The following is a 21,481-nucleotide window of genomic DNA, read 5'->3' as shown; positions in this document are numbered from 1 at the left end:
TCTACCGCCCAACTCCATCAGGAAGGTACTGTCTCGACATGCGTTCTATGTAGAACGACATGTACCAAGTAAAATGAGGGTTACTGGTTTGATTATCAATAGCTATCAAAAAAGTAACCCTTTATACCACTTATTGGTAAATATTAAGCAGTAAGTTCCAAACCAGTCAGTTCTCTACGAACAATTTCTGCACCAGCACTTAACGCATTTAACTTGCCACGTGCCACTTCACGAGAAAGAGGTGCCATACCGCAGTTTGTGCAAGGGTAAAGCTTGTCGGCATCTACAAATTGAAGCGCTTTACGTAGTGTGTTGGCTACTTCTTCGGGTGTTTCAATCTGGTTAGATGCAACATCAATTGCGCCGACCATAACTTTTTTACCGCGAATGAGTTCAAGTAAATCGATTGGAACACGTGAGTTGTGACATTCTAACGAGATAATATCGATATTAGATTGTTGCAACTTTGGAAAAGCTTCTTCGTATTGACGCCATTCAGAACCTAAAGTCTTTTTCCAGTCAGTGTTGGCTTTAATGCCGTAACCATAGCAAATGTGTACCGCAGTTTCGCACTTAAGACCTTCAATTGCACGTTCTAAAGTCGCAATACCCCAGTCATTTACTTCGTCAAAGAATACGTTAAATGCAGGTTCATCAAACTGAATAATATCTACACCAGCAGCTTCTAATTCACGTGCTTCTTGGTTCAAAATTTTAGCAAATTCCCAAGCAAGTTTTTCACGGCTCTTGTAGTGACCATCGTAAAGCGTATCAATCATGGTCATTGGGCCAGGTAATGCCCACTTAATAGGTTGATTGGTTTGCTGACGTAAGAACTTAGCATCTTCAACAAACACAGGCTTTTGACGAGACACCGCACCGACTACAGACGGTACGCTTGCGTCGTAACGGTCACGAATTCGAACTGTTTCGCGCTTCTCAAAATCTACACCATTTAAATGTTCAATGAACGTGGTCACAAAGTGTTGGCGGGTTTGTTCACCATCGCTCACAATGTCGATGCCAGCAAGGCGCTGTTCGTGCAACGCTAAACGTAAAGCATCTTTTTTACCTTCAAGCAGACCTTCGTTTTCGAGTTTCCAAGGCGACCAAAGCTTTTCAGGTTCTGCAAGCCAAGACGGTTTAGGTAAGCTGCCAGCAGTTGAAGTTGGTAATAATTTTTTCATGATCAATGACCTATATGTTAATTAATTAAGAGCGTAATTAGCAGACCACTGCTCAAGAATCGCTTGGTATGGTTTGATAAATTGCTCTTCAACAAACTTCCCTTGCTCAATAGCGAGGCGGCTACGTTCTTCACGGTCATACACAATTCGAGTAAGTGAGTAATCTTGGTTCTTTAAGCTTGGCTGATAAGATTGTCCAGCAACTGAATTTGCGTTGTAAATTTCAGGGCGGTAAATCTTTTGGAACGATTCCATGGTGCTGATGGTGCTGATCAACTCAAGGTTGGTGTAATCACTCAGCAAATCACCCGTAAAATAGAACGCCAAAGGTGCAGCACTGTTTTTAGGCATGAAATAGCGAACTTTTAAGCCCATTTTTTGGAAATATTCATCAGTGAGTGAATAATCTTCTTGCTTGTATTCCACACCTAAAACTGGATGTTCGTTTTCAGTACGGTGATACTCTTTAGTGGTTGAAACGCTTAAGCAAATCACAGGTGCTTTTTTAAAGTTGGCTTTGTAAGTCTCAGAGTTAATAAAGCTCTTAAACAAGTTACCGTGCAATTCACCAAACTTTTCTGGCGTGCTAAAAGTAGACTTGTTTTTGTTGTGATCTAACAACAGCACACTAAAGTCATAGTCACGTACATAAGACGAGAAGTTATTGCCAACAATACCTTCGATGCGTTCATTGGTCTTTTTATCAACAATATTGGTTTTCAATATTTCGATTAAAGGAAGCCCGCTTGCACGGTTTTCGGCATCAATATTCATTTCAACTGAAATGATTTCAAGTTCAACGCCGTAGCGGTCACCTTTAGGGTTGTCCCAATGAGCTAAGGCATTAAAACGATTGTCGATCATCTGTAAAGTGTTGCGCAGATTCTCTTCACGGCTCATCCCTCTCGCTAAGTTAGCAAAGTTGGTTGTAATACGCGTATTGTCTGCTGGACGATAGTTTTCATCGAAACAAATACTCTTAATCGTAAATGTAAATTCTTTACTCATTTTGATCAGTACCCTAATTTCTGAGATAAACCTAAAAAATCTTTTGCTCTTTTTAAACTTTCCAGCCTTGTCAGATTTGTGCCTTATGGTCTTATCAAAAGTGAATTACTGGAATGTCTCAGAGCGTGAATAGATTTATACCGCAATCAGAACATGAATAAAAATGATTTAGTCTCATTCAAAACTGAGTGAAATTCATGTTTAAGGTTTAATAAAGAAGTATGAAGTTAAATATTTTTCATCTTTGGGAATTTTAGACAGCAGAAATTCAGTATATGGCGCTCGCAAATCACCTTTACAAATTCAAATATTTATTATTATTTTCAAATACTTAACAAGAAAAATCCAAGTTAAAACGAATAAGCTTAAAGTAATTTGTGCTGACTCTCATTCATCTCTGCTTTTAGCCATTCTAAAAATATAATCTTCCGTGGATCTTCCTCAAAAGCACTATGAGAAAGTAAAAAATAGGCCGAATTATCTTGTACAACAGGTGAATTTTTTTGCAGTAAATTCCACTCAAGCTCTTTTTCAATCATATAAATTGAGATGACCGTTGCCCCAAGTCCAGCCAAGCAGCCTTCTAAACATAGATAAAAATGTTCGAGTTCAACTTTAGCGTACCCTTTTAAACTCTGTTTTAATTCAGCAATGCGGCTAATGCTTTTGAAAAAATTTGGTCTAGAGGTCGAAATAAGCAAATCTTTGGTTTCAGACGGCTTGGTTGCTTGAATGATTGCGATGTATTCATCGGCAATTTTCTCGCTAAAGATATGCTCTCCCCAATCAAAATCATTTCTGCGAATCGCAATATCAATATTATCTTTTTCAAAATCGACCACGCCGCCTGCGGTGAGTAGCACAACCTCAAAATTGTGACCAAGCTTTTTAAATTTTGATAAGCGCGGTATGAGCCATTTCATGGAAAGGGTTGGTTCACACGACAAGATCAATTGTTTGCTGTAAATCTTAGGCTGGCTGAGTTGTATTAAACATTCATCAAGTTGACCAAACACCTGCTGGCAACAACTCAATAAGATTTCACCCTGCTCGGTCATCACCAGTGTTTTATTTTTACGGTCAAACAAAGTGGTATTTAAAGCTTCTTCTAAATTATAAATCTGTTTACTAACGGCGCTTTGCGTCACAAACAATTTCTTTGCAGCTAAAGTGACGCTGCCATACTTCGCCACAAAATAGAAAAATTTTAATGAATTCAGCGATATTCTTTCAATCATTCCAAAAACTCATAGATGTGTAGTCGTTTTTATCGATTTTTATTTCTAAGTTTCTGTTCAAAATAAAAATCATCTTTATTAAACCCCATTTTAGATGATGAAAAACATATTGAATATCGATATCTATCTTCGAAAACCTGAAGCTCTGACATTTCTCACGAAAAGCATAGCTGCTTTGGGGAACAGATTCACCCTCTTACATACATTCCAAAAAGTACAGATAGATTCTCTCGTTTTCAGTGAGGCCACAAGATAATGGCAGAGTTCATTGCAGTTATTTTAATTACGATTTTGGCAGTAGTAAGCCCCGGCGCTGACTTTGCGATCGTCACGAAAAATAGTTATCTGTACGGTAGAAAAATAGGTGTATTCACTTCACTCGGAATATCGCTTGGCGTGTTGGTACATGTGACCTACACATTAATTGCCGTTGCCTTCGTCATGGCCTATACGCCGCAAATTTTGAATATTGTTAAGTATATTGGCGCGCTTTACCTGATCTATATTGGCTATAAAACCTTTACGCAAAAACCAGTTTTAGACTCTACTGCCTTAACTTCTATAGGTACTTTTCAAGCGATAAAATATGGCTTTTTTACCAATGCTTTAAACCCTAAAACCACGCTATTTGTAATTAGCACTTATACGCAAATTGTGAGTTTAACCACGCCTAAAACCATTCTTTTGGCTTATGGCTTTTTTATGTCTTTTGCCCATTTCGTATGGTTTTCACTGGTGGCTGTGCTTTTCTCATCAATGCTATTGAGACAGAAAATGTTAGCCAAACAAGTCAAAATTAATAAGGTGATCGGTTCTATTTTATGTGTATTGGGTGTGATTCTGCTTTTCACCAAGTTTCAGTAGGGTCACTTAATTTTTAAGAGCTTTTTTATGTATTGCTGCTAATATTAAAGTGCATGATAGATTTTCAAATCCTTCATATTTCTATAAATCAAGGATGATGAGCGAATACATTTATTATGGAAATCAAACAAATAAAGTATTTTTTGACGGTGGTTGAAGCAGGCAGCATTGGTAAAGCCGCTCAAAAACTCGATGTTGGCGCTTCGGCAATCAGTCAACAAATTAGTAAGCTAGAACAAGAGTTAAGCATTCGCCTATTACAGCGTAATGCTTTTGGTGTGACTCCGACCCCAGCAGGTCTTGCCTTTTTAAAACACTCTCAACTGATTTTGCGTCAAATTAATTTTGCAGTAGATGCCGCACATTCTGCACGACTCTCAGGCCATGTGAGTCTTGGTTTTCCACCAACCATTACGGCTTTAATTGGCATCCCTTTAATGAAATTAATGTCTGAGCGCTACCCAGACATTCGCCTCGAAATTGTCGAGACGCTTTCGGGCAACCTTATTCAGTCAATTAATTCGCGTCAGCTTGATATTGCCATTATTTTTACCAATGAAATTGATAAACAGTGGTCAATACAACCCTTAGTACGCGAACAAATGTATTTAATGGCACGCAAAGAAGTGCTCGAAAAATATGGTCTTGCCGACTGTATCAAAAGTGGGATTATTCAGTCCCAACAAATCGGTGACATTCCTTTAGTGCTGCCACGCCAGCGCCATAGTTTAAGAAAACTGCTTGAGCACAAGATTGGACAGCTTAATGTCGTCTATGAAATTGATGGCCTACACTTGCTCATGGACAGTCTTATTCACCTTGACCTTGCCAGTGTTCGCCCCGGAAGTGCTTGTCTACAAGAATACAAACATCAACTTCAATTACTAAAATTAATCGACCCTGAAGTTGAGCGAATCAATTACTTGGTGAGCCTTGCCGAAGAAGAGTTATCGCCTGCTGCACTCGCTGCAAAGTCAGCAATTAAGGCTTGCGTAAAAGAGCTCATCCAAAATCAAATCTGGCCGTGTTCTGAAATTATTTTATAAAGGGTCATTAGTTTTATTAAAGACCTAATTAATTTTGCCCTCTCACTCCCTCCTGCTTTTTAAGATTACATTTTCTATCGAATGATAAGTGAATTTATGTTTATCGAAATATAGACGTGTAGTTTGAACTGGAAACAAGGCATCACATTTTCTACGAAGGACCTCATTAAATCTCATCTCTAACCTATTTTTTATGTGGGTTTAGTGAATGAATCGGCTGAAGTCCAATATTAAAGATCGTGAATGTTTCCATTTTGTCAGACCAAGGAGGTCTCCAATGGATGTCGTGAATAACCGTAGGGCTACTTTTAAAAAAATATTAAATGTAACGAGTGGCAACTTTTTAGAACAGTACGATTTTTTTCTTTTTGGTTTCTATGCCACTTATATCGCAGCAAAATTTTTCCACTCTGAAAATGAATATGTCTCTTTAATGATGACATTTACCGTATTTGCTGCGGGTTTTCTTATGCGTCCTCTCGGCGCTATTTTCTTAGGTGCCTATGTCGACAGAATTGGTCGTCGTAAAGGTTTGATTGTGACTTTAAGCCTTATGGCTATTGGTACCATCTTAATCACCTTTGTACCGGGTTATGACACTATTGGTATTATGGCCCCAATTTTGGTGGTGATTGGACGTCTACTACAAGGCTTCTCGGCAGGTGTTGAAACTGGCGGTGTATCGGTTTATCTCGCAGAGATTGCAACCGATAAAAACCGTGGATTTATCACAAGCTGGCAGTCTGGCAGCCAACAAATTGCGGTTGTGTTTGCAGCACTACTTGGCTACTGGCTCAACACCATCTTAACTCATGCACAAGTAAGTGAATGGGGCTGGCGTATTCCGTTCTTAATTGGTTGTTTGATTATTCCATTAATTTTCTGGTTCCGTCGTACTTTAGAGGAAACTGAAGCTTTTAAAGCACAAAAAACTCATCCATCAACCAAAGAAATTTTCAGCATACTGGCGAGCAATTGGCGCATTGTACTTGCGGGCATGATGATGAGTGCCATGACCACAACAACGTTTTACTTCATTACGGTTTACACCACGGTGTATGCAAAACGTACTTTAGAAATGTCGGTAACCGATAGCCTTTTAGCGACTGTGTTTGTTGGTTTTTCGAATTTCTTCTGGTTACCAATGGGCGGCTTACTATCTGACAAAATTGGTCGTCGTCCAGTTTTAGTTGGCATTACGACACTTGCCATTTTTACGACATATCCGGTTTTAAGCTGGTTGGTAAGTAACATTAGTTTCACAAATCTGATTATTACGCTTGCTTACTTCTCGTTCTTCTTTGGTATGTACAACGGCACCATGGTCGCAACGCTTGCAGAGGTTATGCCGAAACGTGTACGTACAGTCGGTTTCTCTTTAGCGTTTAGCCTTGCAGCCGCTATTTTTGGTGGTATGACTCCAATGGCTTGTACGTACCTTGTGGAAAACACAGGTAACGCAAGTACTCCAGCTTTCTGGCTCATGTTAGCTGCGGTATGTAGTCTCATCTCAAGCCTGTATTTATGTCGTGGTTCAAACCAGAAAAAAACTGACCCAATTGCGGAACCTGCAAAGGTTAGCGCTTAAAACAACGAACTCCTTAACCTGAAATTTTAATGAACAGTACGGCGCATGTTGCAGCCGTGCTGTGCTCTCCTGTCATTAAAAAGTGAGATACTATGAAAAAGTCCCCTATCTTCATGACCATTTGCCTAGCTGGTGCTGGCTTAGGTTCAACCCTTGCTAATGCTGATACGCTCGAAGTGATTAGCTCTGGTGGTTTTTATTCATCTATGGAAAAACTGATTCCTATATTTGAAAAACAAACTGGTCATACGGTTCATCTATCCTCTGGTTCATCAATGGGCGCATCGCCAACTGCAATCCCAAACCGCCTTGATCGTGGTGAACATTTTGATTTGGTGGTGTTAGCCGCGCCTGAACTGAATAAGCTCGCAGATAAAGGTTATGTAGAGCCAAACTCACAACGTGCTTTAGTCAATTCAAGCATTGGGATGGCAGTTCCAAAAGGTGCGCCAAAACCAGATATTAGCTCTGCGGCAAAATTCGAAAAAGTTTTATTAAATGCAAAACACATCGGCTATTCAGCAAGTGCAAGCGGTACGCATCTTGAAAAAGATGTTTTCCCAAGCTTTCCGCCTGTCGAGTACAAAGTGATTTCTGGTAAAGCAGAAAAAGTGGTAGGTGACCGCGTTGCAAAACGTATTGCTGAAGGACAATTTGATATTGGGTTCCAGCAAATTAGTGAAATCAAACCTTTTACTGGCCAATATGGTCAAGTTGATTTGGTCGGTCCAATTCCAGCGCCTTATCAAAAAGTTACGGTGTTTGCAGCGGGCATTGGTAAAAACTCTGAACATGAAAAAGTCGCAAAAGAGCTCATTCAGTTTGTGAAATCACCGCAAGCGACACAGATTATTGAAGAACAGGGTCTTGAGCAGGTTAAACAATAAAAGCTCTAAAAGGCAACGTCTTGAGGTGATGTTGCCTTTACTCTTTGGGCAGTTTACGCAGCACAACAGAACAAAATCTATAGAGATAAACCAGTGTAGAATAATTAACAAAGGACAATGTAGTATTTGCCGTGGAACTCAAACAATTAAAGTATTTTATTGCGGTGATCGAGTCGGGAAGCTTAGGTAAAGCTGCAAAAAATCTCGATATTGGAACTTCTGCATTAAGTCAGCAAATCTCAAAATTAGAAAGCGAACTTTCCATTCGCCTTTTACAGCGCACCGCCCTTGGCACGGTTCCCACCCCTGCGGGTTTAGCTTTTTTTCAACAGGTTCAACTGGCGCTTAGGCATCTAGATCATGCCGTAGATTCTGCTCATTCTTCACGTTTAAGTGGACATGTTACCGTCGGTTTTTCGCCGAGTGTTGCAGCGGTTATTGGCACGCACTTTTTAAAACTCATGAGAAACCGTTATCCCGACATTAAAGTACGTTTAATTGAAGGCTTATCTGGTGATCTCAAAGCCTTGGTTAATGCAAGACAGCTCGATGTTGCAATCATCTTTAGTGATGATGTCGACCCACAATGGGCGATACAGCCTTTAGTCAAAGAACAGATGTTTTTAATTTCGCCTAAAGAAGTGCTGAGCCAGTACCACCTTGAAAGCTGTATCGACACTCAAACCATTACCCATCCACAACTAAAAGAACTTCCACTGATTTTACCGAGCCAACGACATGGGCTGCGTTTGTTGCTCGAACAAAAAATTCATCAGCTTAAAGTGGCCTATGAAATTGATGGGCTACATTTGCTAATGGAAAGCATTAGCCAACTTGAAATGGCAACCATCCAACCTGCGGGTGCAGCATTAAACTCTCGGCAAGACTTATGTTTACTGCGCGTTGTAGAACCTGCCATTGAGCGTATTAACTATTTAATTAGTTTGTCTGAAGAAGAGCTCTCACCTGCTACTTTAGCCACCAAAGTAGTGATTCGTGCTTGTGTGGCTAACTTAATTAATGAAAAGCGCTGGCCCGGTGCGGAACTCATAAACACTTAAGCGCTTAGTGTTTATTTTTACTAAACACCCATTCAAACCCAGCCTCTCACTACACCCTCTCTTTTAAAGCTACATTAGCCCGAGCTGAGAAAGGGAGAAATCCATGCATGATGTGATTGTAATTGGTGGTGGGAATGCCGCACTGTGTGCCGCGCTCACGGCAAAAGAAAGTGGCGCGTCTGTGCTAGTAATAGAAGCAGCACCTAAAGAATGGCGTGGTGGTAACTCACAACACACTCGTAACCTTCGCTGCATGCATGATGCTCCTCAAGATGTATTAGTCGATGCCTATCCCGAAGAAGAATATTGGCAAGACCTACTTAAAGTGACCGCCGGAAAAACCAATGAACACTTAGCTCGTCTGGTGATTCGTAGCACGGCGACCTGCCGCGACTGGATGCGTAAACATGGTGTGAATTTTCAGCCGCCACTATCGGGTGCTTTGCATGTTGCACGTACCAATGCCTTTTTTATGGGTGGCGGTAAAGCCCTCATTAATGCGTACTACCGTAGTGCACAAGAACTTGGTATTGAGATTTTATATAACACAAAAATTAAAAATCTAAAGTTAAACCAAGGACATTTTGAAGCCGCAATTGCAGAAGATGGTCGTGTGTTTAAAGCAAAAAGCTGTGTATTGGCCGCAGGTGGTTTTGAATCAAATTTGGAATGGTTAAGAGAAGCATGGGGACAAAATGAAAACGGCGAATGGCCTGCCGATAATTTCATTATTCGCGGAACCCGCTTTAATCAAGGTAACTTACTCAAATTTATGATAGATCAAGGCGCCGATATTATTGGTGACCCATCACAATCTCATTGCGTCGCTGTAGATGCACGAGCACCGCTATATGACGGCGGTATCTGCACCCGTATTGACTGCGTTTCACTAGGGATTGTGGTCAATAATAAAGCCGAGCGTTTTTACGATGAAGGCGAAGACTTCTGGCCAAAACGCTATGCGATTTGGGGCCGTCTTGTTGCCAAGCAACCGCAGCAAATTGCCTATTCCATTATTGATTCAAAAGCCATTGGTCGCTTTATGCCGCCTGTGTTTGCGGGTGTAAAAGCAAATAGCATTCAAGAGTTAGCCGAAAAAATCGGATTAGATGCAAAAAACTTATGTCACACGGTAGAAGAATTTAACCAAGCCTGTGTGCAAGGCACCTTTAACCATACCGTTTTAGATGACTGCACTACCGAAAATATTGTTCCCAATAAGACCCACTGGGCTGTTCCTCTCGATCAGCCACCCTTCTATGCCTACGCCCTTAAACCCGGCATTACCTTTACCTATTTAGGTTTAAAAGTCGAAGACGATGCTGCTGTACGTTTTAACAATAAAGCCAGCCGCAACTTGTTTGTGGCAGGTGAAATGATGGCAGGTAACGTACTCGGTCAGGGTTATACCGCGGGCGTTGGCATGTCGATTGGAACAACCTTTGGACGCATTGCCGGAAAAAATGCAGCCCACTATGCAGTTTCACAAGGAGTTGAACATGAATGCTAGTACTAAAGCCCTGATTCCAGTTGTTCAACTCTCTGATCATGAGCAAGAAGTTCAAAGAGCCTTACAGATTTGTAATGCTTGTCGTTACTGTGAGTCGTTTTGTGCTGTATTTGCGGCGATGACTAAGCGCCTTGAATTTAATCAAGCCGATATTCATTACCTCGCAAACCTGTGCCATAACTGTGGTGCTTGTCTACACGCTTGCCAATATGCCCCGCCACATGAGTTTGGTGTAAACATTCCAAAAGCCATGGCGCAAGTACGTTTGGAAACTTACCAAGAGTTTGCGACACCTCAACCACTAGGCAGACTTTATAAATCGGTGGGCATTCCTTTTGTCTCAGCATTATCAGCTATTTTCTTTTTATGCATGTTAGCTGTGGTGTGGTACAAAGGCACCGACCTGTTTGCAGGCTATCAAGGTAATTTCTATGCGATTTTCCCGCATAACTTTTTAGCGCTACTGTTTGGAGCGACCTTTACAGTTGCGATTGTTCTGCTCGGCATTGGAATTAGTAAATTCTGGCGACAGACGTCTAAAGTTATTCACGGCAAAGTTGAGAAACCAGACCTTATACAAGCCTCTCAAAATGTATTAACGCTTAAATATTTAGACGGTGGACATGGCAAAGGCTGTAATGAACAAGATGACCGTTACACACAAATCCGCCGTGTGTTTCATCATCTGACGTTTTATGGCTTCATGCTTTGCTTTGTAGCCACAGGCGTAGCGACTTTATATCACTATTTCCTTGACCTACATGCGCCTTACCCTATCTTTAGCTTGCCTGTTATTTTGGGTACTTTGGGTGGACTTGGCTTAGTCATCGGGCCATCTGGCTTGCTCTATTTAAATCTTAAACGCCATCCATTACATGGTGACCGCGAGCAAAAACCTGTAGATCGAGGCTTTATTTTCCTTTTAATTTTAGTCAGTGCTTCAGGGTTAGCCCTCATGGCATTTCGCAATACTCCATACATGGCACTTTTACTGATTTTCCATTTAGCTACAGTCATGACGTTCTTTATTACCATGCCTTTTGGAAAGTTCGCACATGGTTTTTACCGTAGTGCTTCTTTACTCAAATTTGCCATCGAAGAACGTATTTCCAAGAAGTCGTAAGTTCACTCAAAAGTATTCACTACCTGCGTAGTGAATACTTTTATTATTTTTAATCTTGAAACACTTCATCCCTTACCTACTTTTTTACTATTTAAAATTCCTAAACCATACATCGGCCACTTTGTATTTGCTTTAATATTATTAATCAGCATCGCCACCAAAACTAAAGACACTGCGCCGACCAAAACAGGAAAAATCAAAAAACTCCACTCGTAATGTATGGTGTTCGCGGTCAGTAAAATAACCAGTGGATTGGCTCCAGCAGGTGGATGAATACACTTAAAAATTTGCATGAGCGCAATGGCGCAGCCCACTGAAAATGCAATTGTAAAAATCGAAACACCCACAAATTTTAGAAAAAACAAACCTACAAAAGCCGAAATAAGATGCCCAAATATAATATTTCTTGGCTGTGCCAAAGGTGATTGCGACACGGTATAGAGCAATACACAGGTGGCACCAAACGGCGCCATGATAAATATATTGTGGGTGAGCTTACTCAACCACAAAAGTATAAAAATGCTGATCGTGCCTCCAATAAGGCTTCGTAAAATATCAATTTTATTGGGCGATGGGGCCAGTTTTTCTTTGCCATAGAATATCGAGAACATGATTTTTATTCCTTAAACAGAAGTTGCTTTTTAAAAAGCATATAGATAAAATTAAAAATAGTACAGATCTGTACTATTTTATTTTTTGGAAAAGTTTTATGTCAAAATCTGCCTTAAAAATATTAGATACAGCCGAAAAGTTATTTAATGAAAATAGTTTTGTCGGGGTGGGTGTTGACCTAATTCGCGATGAATCTGGCTGCTCTAAAACCACCATGTACACCTACTACAAAAATAAAAATCAACTAGTTAAGTCGGTGCTGATCGCTCGTGATGAACGGTTTAAGCAAAGCCTTTTAGGTTGTGTGGGAGATTCAACAGGGTTAGAAGCCATCAATAAAATTCTGGATTGGCACACCAATTGGTTTAGGCAAGATTTTTTTAAAGGCTGTTTATTTGTAAGAGCAGTCGCTGAATCTAACCAAGATGATCAAGACATTATTTCTATTTCTAAAGCCCATAAACAATGGATTAAAGTATTGATTGCACAAAACTGCAATATACCGAATGGTGAAGCTTTATCTGAGCTGATCTATACGGTGATTGAAGGGCTAATTAGCCGCTTTTTAGTCGATGGTTTCGATGAAACACTTGCGGCAAACATGAAAAATTCTATTAATCAATTATTTAATATTCATCAACATTAGCATGAGAACTTAAAATGGAAGTGGACCATATTTTTATTTGTGTACAATCAGGCGCTCCAGAAGCTGAAACTTTAAAAAAATTCGGTCTAACAGAAGGTTCATCCAACAAGCACCCGGGTCAAGGTACCGAAAACAGACGCTTTTTCTTTAAAAATAGCTTTATCGAATTAATTTTTTTAAATAATCCAGAAGAAGCTTCAAGTGATCTCACAAAACCGACTCTGCTTTTTGAGCGACTAAATACTCAAAATAATATCGCGTCCCCTTTTGGTATTTGTTTTCGCCCTAAAAATAAAGATGATAACGGTGCAAAATTTCCTAATTGGGTTTACAAGCCAAGCTATTTACCTGCCAGCTTAGAAGTAAATGTTGCCAAAGATTCTGTTGTATCTGAGCCAATGTGGTTCTTCCTCTCATTTGCTTCACGACCAGACCTTGCTGCGAAAGAAAAACAACAACCGCTTGTGCATAGCAAAGATTTATCAGAAATCACCGCAATTAAAGTTTCTATTCCAAACCTGAAGCAGCACCCTACTTCATTACTGTTCAATACACTCGATCATTTTGAAGTGACTGATGGAACGGAGCATTTAATGGAAATTAGTTTTGATCATGAGCCTCAAGGAATAGTTCATGATTTTAGACCAGAGCTACCGCTCATTTTTAAATATTAAGACTTATATTTTCAAATAAAGAAACTGTGATTTATTGCAAATCACAGTTTCGATTTAAATTGAATCATATTAAAAACGGCAATGCCCTAAGCAATTTTTCCATCAATAATGCCTTTCTCTTTTAACGTAGCAAGCTCTTCTGCTGTTTTAAATCTTGATAGGATTTGAGCGGTATGTTCACCTAACTCTGGCGGTGCGTGATGGTATTCAACAGGGGTATCAGACAACTTGATGGGTGAACCAATGGTTTGGAAGTTTTCATTTAAATGATGAGGAATATTCACCACCAAATTACGATGTACAATTTGTGGTTCAGCCAACGCATCTTCAATTGAGTTGATGACGCCCACTGGTACTTTTAAAGCATGAATCATCTCAACCCATTCTTTAGCAGTTTTCTGCAAAAAATGCTCCGACAATAAAGGAATCAGTTCATCTCGATACTTTACACGGTCTTGATTACGCACAAACTTTTCATTTTCGAGTAACTCTGGATAACCAATTGCAACACACAAATCTTTAAATTGTTTATCGTTACCGCAAGCAATAATAAATTCTTTATCTTTGGCCTTAAAAGTTTGATACGGCACAATACTCGGGTGTTGATTACCCATACGTTGTGGGGCCTTCCCTGAGGCTAAATAGTTCATTCCCTGATTTGCCAGTGCTGCGACCTGCACATCAAGTAAAGACATATCAATATATTGTCCACGTCCCGTATGCGAGCGTGCAATCAAGGCCGCCTGAATCGCAATGGTTGAATACAAACCAGTTTGAATGTCTACAACAGCCACACCAACCTTTTGTGCACCCCCACCTGCCACATCATCAGGCTCACCGGTAATACTCATTAAGCCAGACATACCTTGAATAATAAAATCATAACCGGGTTCTTCTGCACGTGGGCCATCTTGCCCAAACCCAGTAATCGAGCAATACACAATGTTCGGGTTTAACTCACTTAAAGAGGCGTAATCCAAACCATACTTAGCCAAAGACCCTGTCTTATAATTTTCAATCACCACGTCGGCAGTTTTGGCAATTTCATAAATTAAGGCCTGACCTTCTGGCGTCGTAATATCGACCGCAACAGAATATTTATTGCGGTTGGTACACTGAAAGTAGCCAGATTCACATGTCATGTTTCCATCTTGATCGGGCATCCACGGTGGTCCCCACATACGGGTGTCATCACCTACTCGAGGACGTTCAATTTTAATGACTTCCGCGCCAAGATCTGCCAAGATTTGCCCGCACCATGGCCCTGCAAGTACACGACTTAAATCTAAAACTCGAATTCCTTGTAATGCACCCATAACGATACCCTTATCTTTTAGAAGGTGCTCATTGCACCTCCCTATCATTGTTTATGATTGTTTTTGCGGATCGTACTGACGATCTTTAATAAATAAACCCGGCAATACACCTGCAACAAAATACGCAGCACCCATCACAATAAAGGCCATGGCAAACGTACCGCCCGATGCCAAGAAACCAATGGTTGCTGGCGCAATCGCTGCCCCAACACGACCTATGTTATAGGCACCACCAATAGCTGTTCCTCGCACATCAGTTGAAAAGCTCTCAGCCATATAAGTCGCGTTCACACCATATGGAATGCCATATAGGAAGCCAAAAGTGATTAATAAATACAAAATATTGTCAGGGGTATTAAAGAAAATAATGATGGGTAAAAACACGGCGCTGGCAATTGTACCAAATACAAAAACAGCACGGCGGTTAAATTTGTCTGCAAGATAACCCGCTAAAATTTTACCTAAAATCATTGCAGTATATGAACCCACCATATAACTGGTTAAGTTTTTAAAGTTCATATGTACTTCTGTTTCTAAATAACTTGGCATCCAGTTGTTAATGCCGTAGTAACCAAACTGCAAGAAGAATGCTGTAGTCATCCACAACAAAAACATCTTGCGGTGCTTAAAGTTATTAAAGATTTGTTTGTAGATACTGCCACTTTTAGGCTTTTCAGCCACGGCTATTTCTTTTGGCTGTCTATTGCCTTGTAAGCTTTCAATTCTGGTGAGCTGCCAAGATTTTGGCTCCGGCACAAATCGTTGTAGAAAAATATTTACAAAAGCGGGCACTACGGTCAGGAAGAATAAAATACGCCAGCCATGATCTGGAATAATCGCCCCTGCTAATAGCGTCGCGGCAATATAACCTACGGTCTGACCAGTCTGTAACGTGCCCAATACTGTTGTACGGTAAGTGGTTGGCACATATTCAGCCATTAAAGTATTACAGGCCATATAGAGTGCTCCAATACCCAAAGCACCAATAAAGCGTAAGGCCATAAATTGCTCGAAGCTTTGCGTAAAGCCCAATAAACAAGTCGCTACCGAAAAGAAGGTCACCGAGTTGGCAATGGTTCGTACACGACCGAACTTGTCACATGCCCAACCACCCAAAATGCCGCCAATCCCCATGCCTGCCAAAGAAGCACTGCCTAATGCCCCAGCTTGAAAAGTACTTAAACCAAACTCTGCTTTTAAACTGGTCAAGCTATACGACAGCAGCATAATATCAATGCCATCGACCACCATCGCAAAATAGGCAAATAACAACGCCCACTTCCATGTATTAGGGCCAATCTTTTCATATGTTCCAAGGTTACTTGGAAATGTAGATCTTAACTCTTTCGATATTACTTGAACGTCATTGTTCATCTTTAGTTCCTCATTTTCCCAAATGAGTCATCGACAGCCTACTTATGTTTTCTGTATGACTTAATTTTTATATTTTTCAAAATGCTATATTCAAATTTAAGTACACAGAGATGCAGCTTTACATGAGCATCTTTACGATGAATCCTTTCATTTTCATAAATTTTTGCGTAGAAATCCCTAAAGGTGCTCCCGAAAGAACACCTATATTTTTTAAAAATTGAATTAGTTACTAAATGCTGCGATACCTGTTTGCGCACGACCTAAAATTAAGGCATGAACGTCATGTGTACCTTCATAGGTATTCACGACTTCAAGGTTAACCAAATGACGTGCCACACCAAACTCATCACTAATACCGTTTCCACCCATCATGTCACGTGCCATGCGAGCAATATCAAGCGCCTTTCCACAGTTGTTCCGCTTAATTAAGGATGTACCTTCAACAGAGGCAATGCCTTCATCTTTCATACGACCAAAACGTAAAGCCACTTGCAAACCTAATGCAATTTCAGTTTGCATATCAGCCAGTTTCTTTTGAATCAATTGATTTGCAGCTAACGGACGGCCAAATTGTTTACGGTCCATGGTGTATCGATGTGCTGTATGCCAACAGAACTCGGCAGCTCCCATTGCACCCCATGCAATGCCATAACGAGCACTGTTGAGACAGGTAAATGGACCACGTAATCCTCGAATTTCAGGGAAGGCATTTTCTTCAGGTACAAAAACGTTATCCATCACAATTTCACCCGTAATCGATGCACGTAAACCGACCTTGCCATGAATTGCTGGTGCAGATAAACCTTCCCAGCCTTTTTCTAAAATAAAGCCTCGAATCTCTCCGACATTACCTTCAGCAGAAACTTCTTTTGCCCAGACGACAAATACATCGGCAATTGGACTGTTGGTAATCCACATTTTAGCGCCACTTAAACGGTAACCACCGTCAACTTTTTTAGCTCGGGTAATCATACTGCCCGGGTCTGAGCCATGGTCAGGTTCGGTCAAACCGAAACAACCAATGTATTCACCAGTTGCCAGTTTCGGTAAATACTTCTGCTTTTGCTCTTCAGTACCAAATTCATGAATTGGAACCATCACCAATGAGCTTTGCACGCTCGCCATAGAACGATAACCCGAATCGACATATTCAATTTCACGCGCAACCAAACCATAACTCACATAGTTCAAACCCGCACCGCCATATTGCTCTGGAATGGTTGGACCCAGTAAGCCGAGCTCTCCCATTTCACGAAAAATAGAAGGATCTGTTTTTTCATGACGAAATTGTTCAAGTACTCGGGGTTGCAAACGTTCTTGGCAATAGGCATGAGCTGCATCACGAATCATGCGCTCATCTGGGCTAAGCTGTTGCTCAATTAAAAATGGATCTTGCCAGTTAAATTGAACTTTTGCTTTTTTAGTCGTAACCATGTGATTCATCGCATCCTCTGCTTGATTTGATCTTCTTTCTTTAACTCGATGCTATGCGTGAAAAATGCAGTAATCAAACGTTAAATCTTCATGCAGATATGCAACTTACGCATATTTAAAATAAGTCACATTAAATTTAGATATTTAATTCGTTGTATTTCATTAAAAATGGCTTATTTTTATACTAAACTTCGATATCTGCATTTAGATCATATGTCGTTTTGAAATATGACAAAAATAAAAGGATTTTATTTATGCGAAGAAGCATCCCGTCTATTCAGGGTCTAATTTGCTTTGAAAGTGCAGCAAAACATCTAAGCTATACCTATGCAGCACAAGAGTTATGTATTACCCAAAGTGCGGTGTCTCGCCAAATTCAGCAGTTAGAAGATTTCTTGGGCGTCGAATTATTTATACGTACTCGGCATGGCGTCGAGCTGACCATTGCTGGCCAACAATATTTTAAAAGTATTAAGCCTTACTTGTTAGGTTTAGAGAAATGTACGGCCGATGTGATTTCTCATAAAGGTTTAGGCGGCACACTAAAATTAGGGGTTGTTCCTACTTTTGCAACACGCTGGTTGTTACCCAAGCTCCATCTTTTAAATCAAAAATACCCCGAAATTACGGTTCATTTAGAAACCAGCACCAAACCTTTTTTATTTAATGACAATATTTTTGATGCTGCTATTTTTGCAGGGACGCAGCAGCAAATTGACCACTGGCCCGGCATACAAGCCCATTATTTAATGGATGAAGAAATAGTACCTGTTTGCTCCCCAAAGCTAATCGAAAAGTATTTTCCTGATGCCATCATGATTAATGAAAATACCTATGATTTAAGCTGCGAGGATTTACTGAAAATTCCCTTACTTCAACAAACCACTCGGCCTAGCATTTGGCAAGAATGGTTTCTCACTCATCAGATGCAGCACCCTAAACCCTTTGATGGTCAGCGCCATGAGTTATTTTCAATGCTTGCGGTTGCTGCTAGCCATGACATGGGAATGGCTTTAATTCCGCAAATGTTGATTGAGTCTGAACTACAAAAAAAAGAACTGGTGATTGTTTCCAACAAAAAACTAAAAGGCAGCCGAAAGTACTATCTCATCCATTCGAGCCAAGATATAACCCCGACTATTCAAAAATTTGTTGAGTGGATTTATCAAGAACTAGAACAACTAAAGACCAATACAAATTAGCCCAGCGGCTTTTTTCCAAATATTGCGATCTCTACTCATAAAAAAAAGATTGTGATTAATCAAATCACAACCTTTTTAGTTGAGCATAAATGGCTTTGAATTAATGACTCATCAATTGAATATCTGCACCACTACGTTTCGGGTCAATCAAGATTTTGGCATGCTGCTCAGGGTCACGTAATGCTTCAAATGCATTGGTAACGCCCTCTAAACCAACAACGCCCGTAATCAGTGGAGAGCAATTCACTTTACCCTCAGCAATCATGTGTAAGGCATCTCTAAACTCAAGCGGTGTATAGCCCAACACGAACTGAATTTCTAGCTCTTTATTAATCGCAAGTGCAGGTTCTATTTTGTCACTTTGCATGCAGACACCCACCCCAACAATTCGGGAAAATAAAGGTGCACCTTCAATAATTTGCTGTAAGACACCTGGTACACCCACACATTCAAAAATAACAGGGCGTTTTGGCAGAGCACCTAACTTATCAATCATGCGCCATCCATGCCACCACGGTAAGCGTGTCGCTTGTAACTTATCAAACAGCCCCATACCCATATTAATGGCATCAGATACATTGCCAAGCAAACCAAACTCTTTCCAATTTGCAAATGGTGATGTTTCTTTAGGGTCTACCACAATATCAGCACCGCATTGCTCTGCAAGCTTACGACGGTTTGGTGAAAAGTCACTGGCAACTACAGTTTTAACTCCAGCCGCTTTAAGCATTAATATGACACCCAACCCGACAGGACCGCAGCCAATTACAATCGCAGGTTCACCAGTTTTCACACGGCTACGGCGAACAGCATGCAATGCAACCGCCATAGGTTCAGTCATGGCAGCACTATCTGCATCTAGACCGTTAGGTACTTCAAACATCAAGCTTGATTGAGCCAATACTTGCTCGGCATAACCACCAGATGCATTTGGTGAAAGCCCTGTAGACAAATAACCATGCTGATCTATATTTAAAAGCGGCATTGCACAAACGAGTGTATCGGCTTTAAATTTATGGCGTGTCTTTGGACCGTAGTCTAAAATCTTGCCACAAAACTCATGTCCCAGTACAAAAGGATCTGTCGACTTGGCTAAACCATGAAACCCTACACGTGCTGCTAAATCATGCATGTGATCGCAATAATGCTGCATATGTAAATCAGAACCACAAATCCCGCATCGAACCACCTCTAATAACACTTGCCCTTTTGCAGGGGTTAATTTCGGTTGGTCCACCACTTGTAATGTTGCTTGATGACAAAGTACCGATTTCATTTGAGCGCTTCCTATTTCTTCTTTTTCATTTACTTGCTAGAAATAGATTTCTACAGATAAATTAATCGCCTTATCAGTTTAGTCTTTAGCAAGCCTTTACCCATATTTACAACTAAAAAGCAAAATACCAATGACCATTCTTCAGCCAATCCATTATTGAATAGTCAACAAAAACTGGCTTAGCGAAATTAAAAACAATAAAAATCTTAGTGCTTGTATCTTACACAGACTGCGTTATCTTCTTAGGCCAGAACAATGTCATCAAAATTAAAACTTATACAAATATAGTAAGTTCAAAAAACTTAACTCAATGCTTTTCACAAAAACATAGCAAATCCAAACTTTTATCGGCAGCTTCAAACAGGCATGATGAATCAATACAGACAGATAAGAAGAAACTTATGATTATAAAAACGCTTCCCCTTACAGATATACACCGCCACCTTGATGGCAACATCCGCATTCAAACCATTTTAGACTTGGGGCAACAATATCATTTAGATTTACCTGCCTACGATATTGAAACTTTGCGCCCACACGTACAAGTGATGGATAACCAACCTGACTTATTAAGTTTTTTATCGAAGCTCGATTGGGGTGTAAAAGTATTAGCCAGTTTAGATGCCTGCAAACGCATTGCTTTTGAAAATATGCAAGATGCAGCACAACAAGGCTTAGATTATGTAGAACTGCGTTTTTCACCAGGTTATATGGGAATGACACATCAACTTCCACTTGAAGGTGTGGTTGAAGCAGTTATTGCTGGTGTAAAAGAAGGTAGTCAAGCTTACGGGGTAAAAGCGAATTTAATCGGCATTATGAGTCGTACTTTTGGTCAAGAAGCTTGCGAAAAAGAATTAAATGCCCTGCTTGCCCATAAAAATGATATTAAAGCGTTGGATCTCGCTGGAGATGAGCTTGGCTTTCCGGGCAATTTATTTATTGATCACTTTAAAAAAGCACGTGATGCAGGTTGGCACATTACTGTGCATGCAGGTGAAGCTGCAGGTCCAGAAAGTATTTGGCAAGCCATTGAAGAATTAGGTGCTGAACGAATTGGACATGGTGTTAAAGCGGTTCAAGATTTAAAACTTTTAGACTATTTAGCTAAACATAAAATTGGTATTGAGTCTTGTCTCACCTCAAACATTCAAACCAACACAGTGCCTTCTTTAGCAGAACATCCATTAAAGACTTTTTTAGAACATGGTGTGCTTGCCACTATCAACACAGATGACCCGGCGGTAGAAGGTATTGAGATACAACATGAATATTTAACTGCTGCCCCATTGGCAGGTTTAAGTCCTGAGCAAATTTATACAGCTCAAGAAAATGGACTTAAAATCGCATTTTTATCAGATCAAGAAAAAGATGAGTTAAGACATAAATATCAATAACAGAGAACAGAGAACAGAGAACAGAGAACAGAGAACAG

At 40.3% G+C, this 21,481-nt stretch carries 19 protein-coding genes; 11 read left to right on the top strand and 8 right to left on the bottom strand.

All coding sequences use genetic code 11. The annotated features are described in order from the left end of the window. Positions 1-143: 143 nt before the first annotated feature. The 3 genes from I5515_RS14450 to I5515_RS14440 form a co-directional block, all read right to left on the bottom strand. Positions 144-1,187 carry a methionine synthase gene (locus I5515_RS14450; RefSeq protein WP_199968083.1) on the bottom strand — a complete coding sequence of 348 codons (1,044 nt, stop codon included), beginning with the start codon at positions 1,185-1,187 and terminating at the stop codon, positions 144-146. Between the two features lie 21 nt (positions 1,188-1,208). After that, positions 1,209-2,195, bottom strand: coding sequence for a DUF1852 domain-containing protein (locus tag I5515_RS14445; protein WP_005302940.1), 987 nt, complete (start codon positions 2,193-2,195; stop codon positions 1,209-1,211). Between the two features lie 365 nt (positions 2,196-2,560). Then, entirely contained in the window at positions 2,561-3,433 is an 873-nt protein-coding gene (locus I5515_RS14440; protein ID WP_199968082.1) for a LysR family transcriptional regulator, read from the bottom strand. A 255-nt stretch (positions 3,434-3,688) separates the two neighbouring features. Between I5515_RS14440 and I5515_RS14435 the strand changes: the two genes are divergently transcribed. The 7 genes from I5515_RS14435 to tcuB all read left to right on the top strand — a co-directional run bounded on the left by I5515_RS14435 (position 3,689) and on the right by tcuB (position 11,512). Further along, complete coding sequence (locus tag I5515_RS14435; protein ID WP_199968078.1) at positions 3,689-4,297, top strand: LysE family translocator; 609 nt, start codon at positions 3,689-3,691, stop codon at positions 4,295-4,297. 116 nt (positions 4,298-4,413) lie between these two features. After that, positions 4,414-5,343 carry a LysR family transcriptional regulator gene (locus I5515_RS14430; RefSeq protein ID WP_199968076.1) on the top strand — a complete coding sequence of 310 codons (930 nt, stop codon included), beginning with the start codon at positions 4,414-4,416 and terminating at the stop codon, positions 5,341-5,343. A 277-nt stretch (positions 5,344-5,620) separates the two neighbouring features. Beyond that, the gene (locus tag I5515_RS14425; protein WP_199968074.1) at positions 5,621-6,931 is read left to right on the top strand and encodes an MFS transporter; all 1,311 of its coding nucleotides are present in this window, start codon (positions 5,621-5,623) and stop codon (positions 6,929-6,931) included. 92 nt (positions 6,932-7,023) lie between these two features. Then, the gene (locus I5515_RS14420; protein WP_199968071.1) at positions 7,024-7,818 is read left to right on the top strand and encodes a substrate-binding domain-containing protein; all 795 of its coding nucleotides are present in this window, start codon (positions 7,024-7,026) and stop codon (positions 7,816-7,818) included. Positions 7,819-7,949: 131 nt separating this feature from the next. Next, positions 7,950-8,879, top strand: coding sequence for a LysR family transcriptional regulator (locus I5515_RS14415; RefSeq protein WP_199968069.1), 930 nt, complete (start codon positions 7,950-7,952; stop codon positions 8,877-8,879). A gap of 103 nt (positions 8,880-8,982) precedes the next feature. After that, on the top strand, positions 8,983-10,389 hold the full coding sequence (gene tcuA / locus I5515_RS14410) for an FAD-dependent tricarballylate dehydrogenase TcuA (RefSeq protein WP_199968067.1): 1,407 nt from the start codon (positions 8,983-8,985) through the stop codon (positions 10,387-10,389). Next, entirely contained in the window at positions 10,379-11,512 is a 1,134-nt protein-coding gene (gene tcuB, locus I5515_RS14405) for a tricarballylate utilization 4Fe-4S protein TcuB (RefSeq protein ID WP_199968064.1), read from the top strand. Before tcuA ends, tcuB begins: the two co-directional genes overlap by 11 nt. 65 nt (positions 11,513-11,577) lie before the next feature. Here tcuB and I5515_RS14400 read toward each other — a convergent pair whose 3' ends face one another. Further along, a complete protein-coding gene (locus I5515_RS14400) occupies positions 11,578-12,123 on the bottom strand; it encodes an HPP family protein (protein ID WP_199968058.1) in 546 nt (181 codons plus the stop codon). 98 nt (positions 12,124-12,221) lie between these two features. Here I5515_RS14400 and I5515_RS14395 point away from each other — a divergent pair, with 98 nt between their 5' ends. Continuing rightward, positions 12,222-12,770: a TetR/AcrR family transcriptional regulator gene (locus tag I5515_RS14395; RefSeq protein ID WP_199968056.1), complete on the top strand. Its 549-nt coding sequence runs from the start codon at positions 12,222-12,224 to the stop codon at positions 12,768-12,770. A gap of 14 nt (positions 12,771-12,784) precedes the next feature. Beyond that, entirely contained in the window at positions 12,785-13,444 is a 660-nt protein-coding gene (locus I5515_RS14390; protein ID WP_199968053.1) for a VOC family protein, read from the top strand. Between the two features lie 86 nt (positions 13,445-13,530). On the opposite strand, the gene I5515_RS14385 is transcribed toward I5515_RS14390, so the two are convergent. The 3 genes from I5515_RS14385 to I5515_RS14375 form a co-directional block, all read right to left on the bottom strand. Further along, positions 13,531-14,760 carry a CaiB/BaiF CoA transferase family protein gene (locus tag I5515_RS14385; protein ID WP_199968051.1) on the bottom strand — a complete coding sequence of 410 codons (1,230 nt, stop codon included), beginning with the start codon at positions 14,758-14,760 and terminating at the stop codon, positions 13,531-13,533. Between the two features lie 51 nt (positions 14,761-14,811). Beyond that, positions 14,812-16,134: an MFS transporter gene (locus I5515_RS14380; protein ID WP_199968049.1), complete on the bottom strand. Its 1,323-nt coding sequence runs from the start codon at positions 16,132-16,134 to the stop codon at positions 14,812-14,814. Between the two features lie 222 nt (positions 16,135-16,356). After that, on the bottom strand, positions 16,357-17,577 hold the full coding sequence (locus I5515_RS14375) for an acyl-CoA dehydrogenase (RefSeq protein WP_199968048.1): 1,221 nt from the start codon (positions 17,575-17,577) through the stop codon (positions 16,357-16,359). A gap of 245 nt (positions 17,578-17,822) precedes the next feature. On the opposite strand from I5515_RS14375, the gene I5515_RS14370 reads away from it, so the two are divergent. Further along, complete coding sequence (locus tag I5515_RS14370) at positions 17,823-18,770, top strand: LysR substrate-binding domain-containing protein (RefSeq protein ID WP_199968047.1); 948 nt, start codon at positions 17,823-17,825, stop codon at positions 18,768-18,770. 100 nt (positions 18,771-18,870) lie between these two features. Here the strand turns inward: I5515_RS14370 and I5515_RS14365 are convergent, their stop codons facing one another. Beyond that, entirely contained in the window at positions 18,871-20,046 is a 1,176-nt protein-coding gene (locus I5515_RS14365; RefSeq protein WP_199968046.1) for a zinc-binding dehydrogenase, read from the bottom strand. 401 nt (positions 20,047-20,447) lie between these two features. Here I5515_RS14365 and add point away from each other — a divergent pair, with 401 nt between their 5' ends. Continuing rightward, positions 20,448-21,443: an adenosine deaminase gene (gene add / locus I5515_RS14360; protein ID WP_199968045.1), complete on the top strand. Its 996-nt coding sequence runs from the start codon at positions 20,448-20,450 to the stop codon at positions 21,441-21,443. Positions 21,444-21,481: the final 38 nt, after the last annotated feature.

This window comes from Acinetobacter calcoaceticus (genome assembly GCF_016508255.1).
In the GTDB taxonomy this organism is placed as follows: domain Bacteria; phylum Pseudomonadota; class Gammaproteobacteria; order Pseudomonadales; family Moraxellaceae; genus Acinetobacter; species Acinetobacter calcoaceticus_E.
This window is presented reverse-complemented; position numbering and strand designations above follow the sequence as displayed.

Coding starts and splice junctions, on each gene's coding strand:
- I5515_RS14450 (WP_199968083.1), bottom strand. CDS start 1,187: ATGAAAAAATTATTACCAACTTCAACTGCTGGCAGCTTACCTAAACCG.
- I5515_RS14445 (WP_005302940.1), bottom strand. CDS start 2,195: ATGAGTAAAGAATTTACATTTACGATTAAGAGTATTTGTTTCGATGAA.
- I5515_RS14440 (WP_199968082.1), bottom strand. CDS start 3,433: ATGATTGAAAGAATATCGCTGAATTCATTAAAATTTTTCTATTTTGTG.
- I5515_RS14435 (WP_199968078.1), top strand. CDS start 3,689: ATGGCAGAGTTCATTGCAGTTATTTTAATTACGATTTTGGCAGTAGTA.
- I5515_RS14430 (WP_199968076.1), top strand. CDS start 4,414: ATGGAAATCAAACAAATAAAGTATTTTTTGACGGTGGTTGAAGCAGGC.
- I5515_RS14425 (WP_199968074.1), top strand. CDS start 5,621: ATGGATGTCGTGAATAACCGTAGGGCTACTTTTAAAAAAATATTAAAT.
- I5515_RS14420 (WP_199968071.1), top strand. CDS start 7,024: ATGAAAAAGTCCCCTATCTTCATGACCATTTGCCTAGCTGGTGCTGGC.
- tcuA (WP_199968067.1), top strand. CDS start 8,983: ATGCATGATGTGATTGTAATTGGTGGTGGGAATGCCGCACTGTGTGCC.
- tcuB (WP_199968064.1), top strand. CDS start 10,379: ATGAATGCTAGTACTAAAGCCCTGATTCCAGTTGTTCAACTCTCTGAT.
- I5515_RS14400 (WP_199968058.1), bottom strand. CDS start 12,123: ATGTTCTCGATATTCTATGGCAAAGAAAAACTGGCCCCATCGCCCAAT.
- I5515_RS14395 (WP_199968056.1), top strand. CDS start 12,222: ATGTCAAAATCTGCCTTAAAAATATTAGATACAGCCGAAAAGTTATTT.
- I5515_RS14390 (WP_199968053.1), top strand. CDS start 12,785: ATGGAAGTGGACCATATTTTTATTTGTGTACAATCAGGCGCTCCAGAA.
- I5515_RS14385 (WP_199968051.1), bottom strand. CDS start 14,760: ATGGGTGCATTACAAGGAATTCGAGTTTTAGATTTAAGTCGTGTACTT.
- I5515_RS14380 (WP_199968049.1), bottom strand. CDS start 16,134: ATGAACAATGACGTTCAAGTAATATCGAAAGAGTTAAGATCTACATTT.
- I5515_RS14375 (WP_199968048.1), bottom strand. CDS start 17,577: ATGAATCACATGGTTACGACTAAAAAAGCAAAAGTTCAATTTAACTGG.
- I5515_RS14370 (WP_199968047.1), top strand. CDS start 17,823: ATGCGAAGAAGCATCCCGTCTATTCAGGGTCTAATTTGCTTTGAAAGT.
- I5515_RS14365 (WP_199968046.1), bottom strand. CDS start 20,046: ATGAAATCGGTACTTTGTCATCAAGCAACATTACAAGTGGTGGACCAA.
- add (WP_199968045.1), top strand. CDS start 20,448: ATGATTATAAAAACGCTTCCCCTTACAGATATACACCGCCACCTTGAT.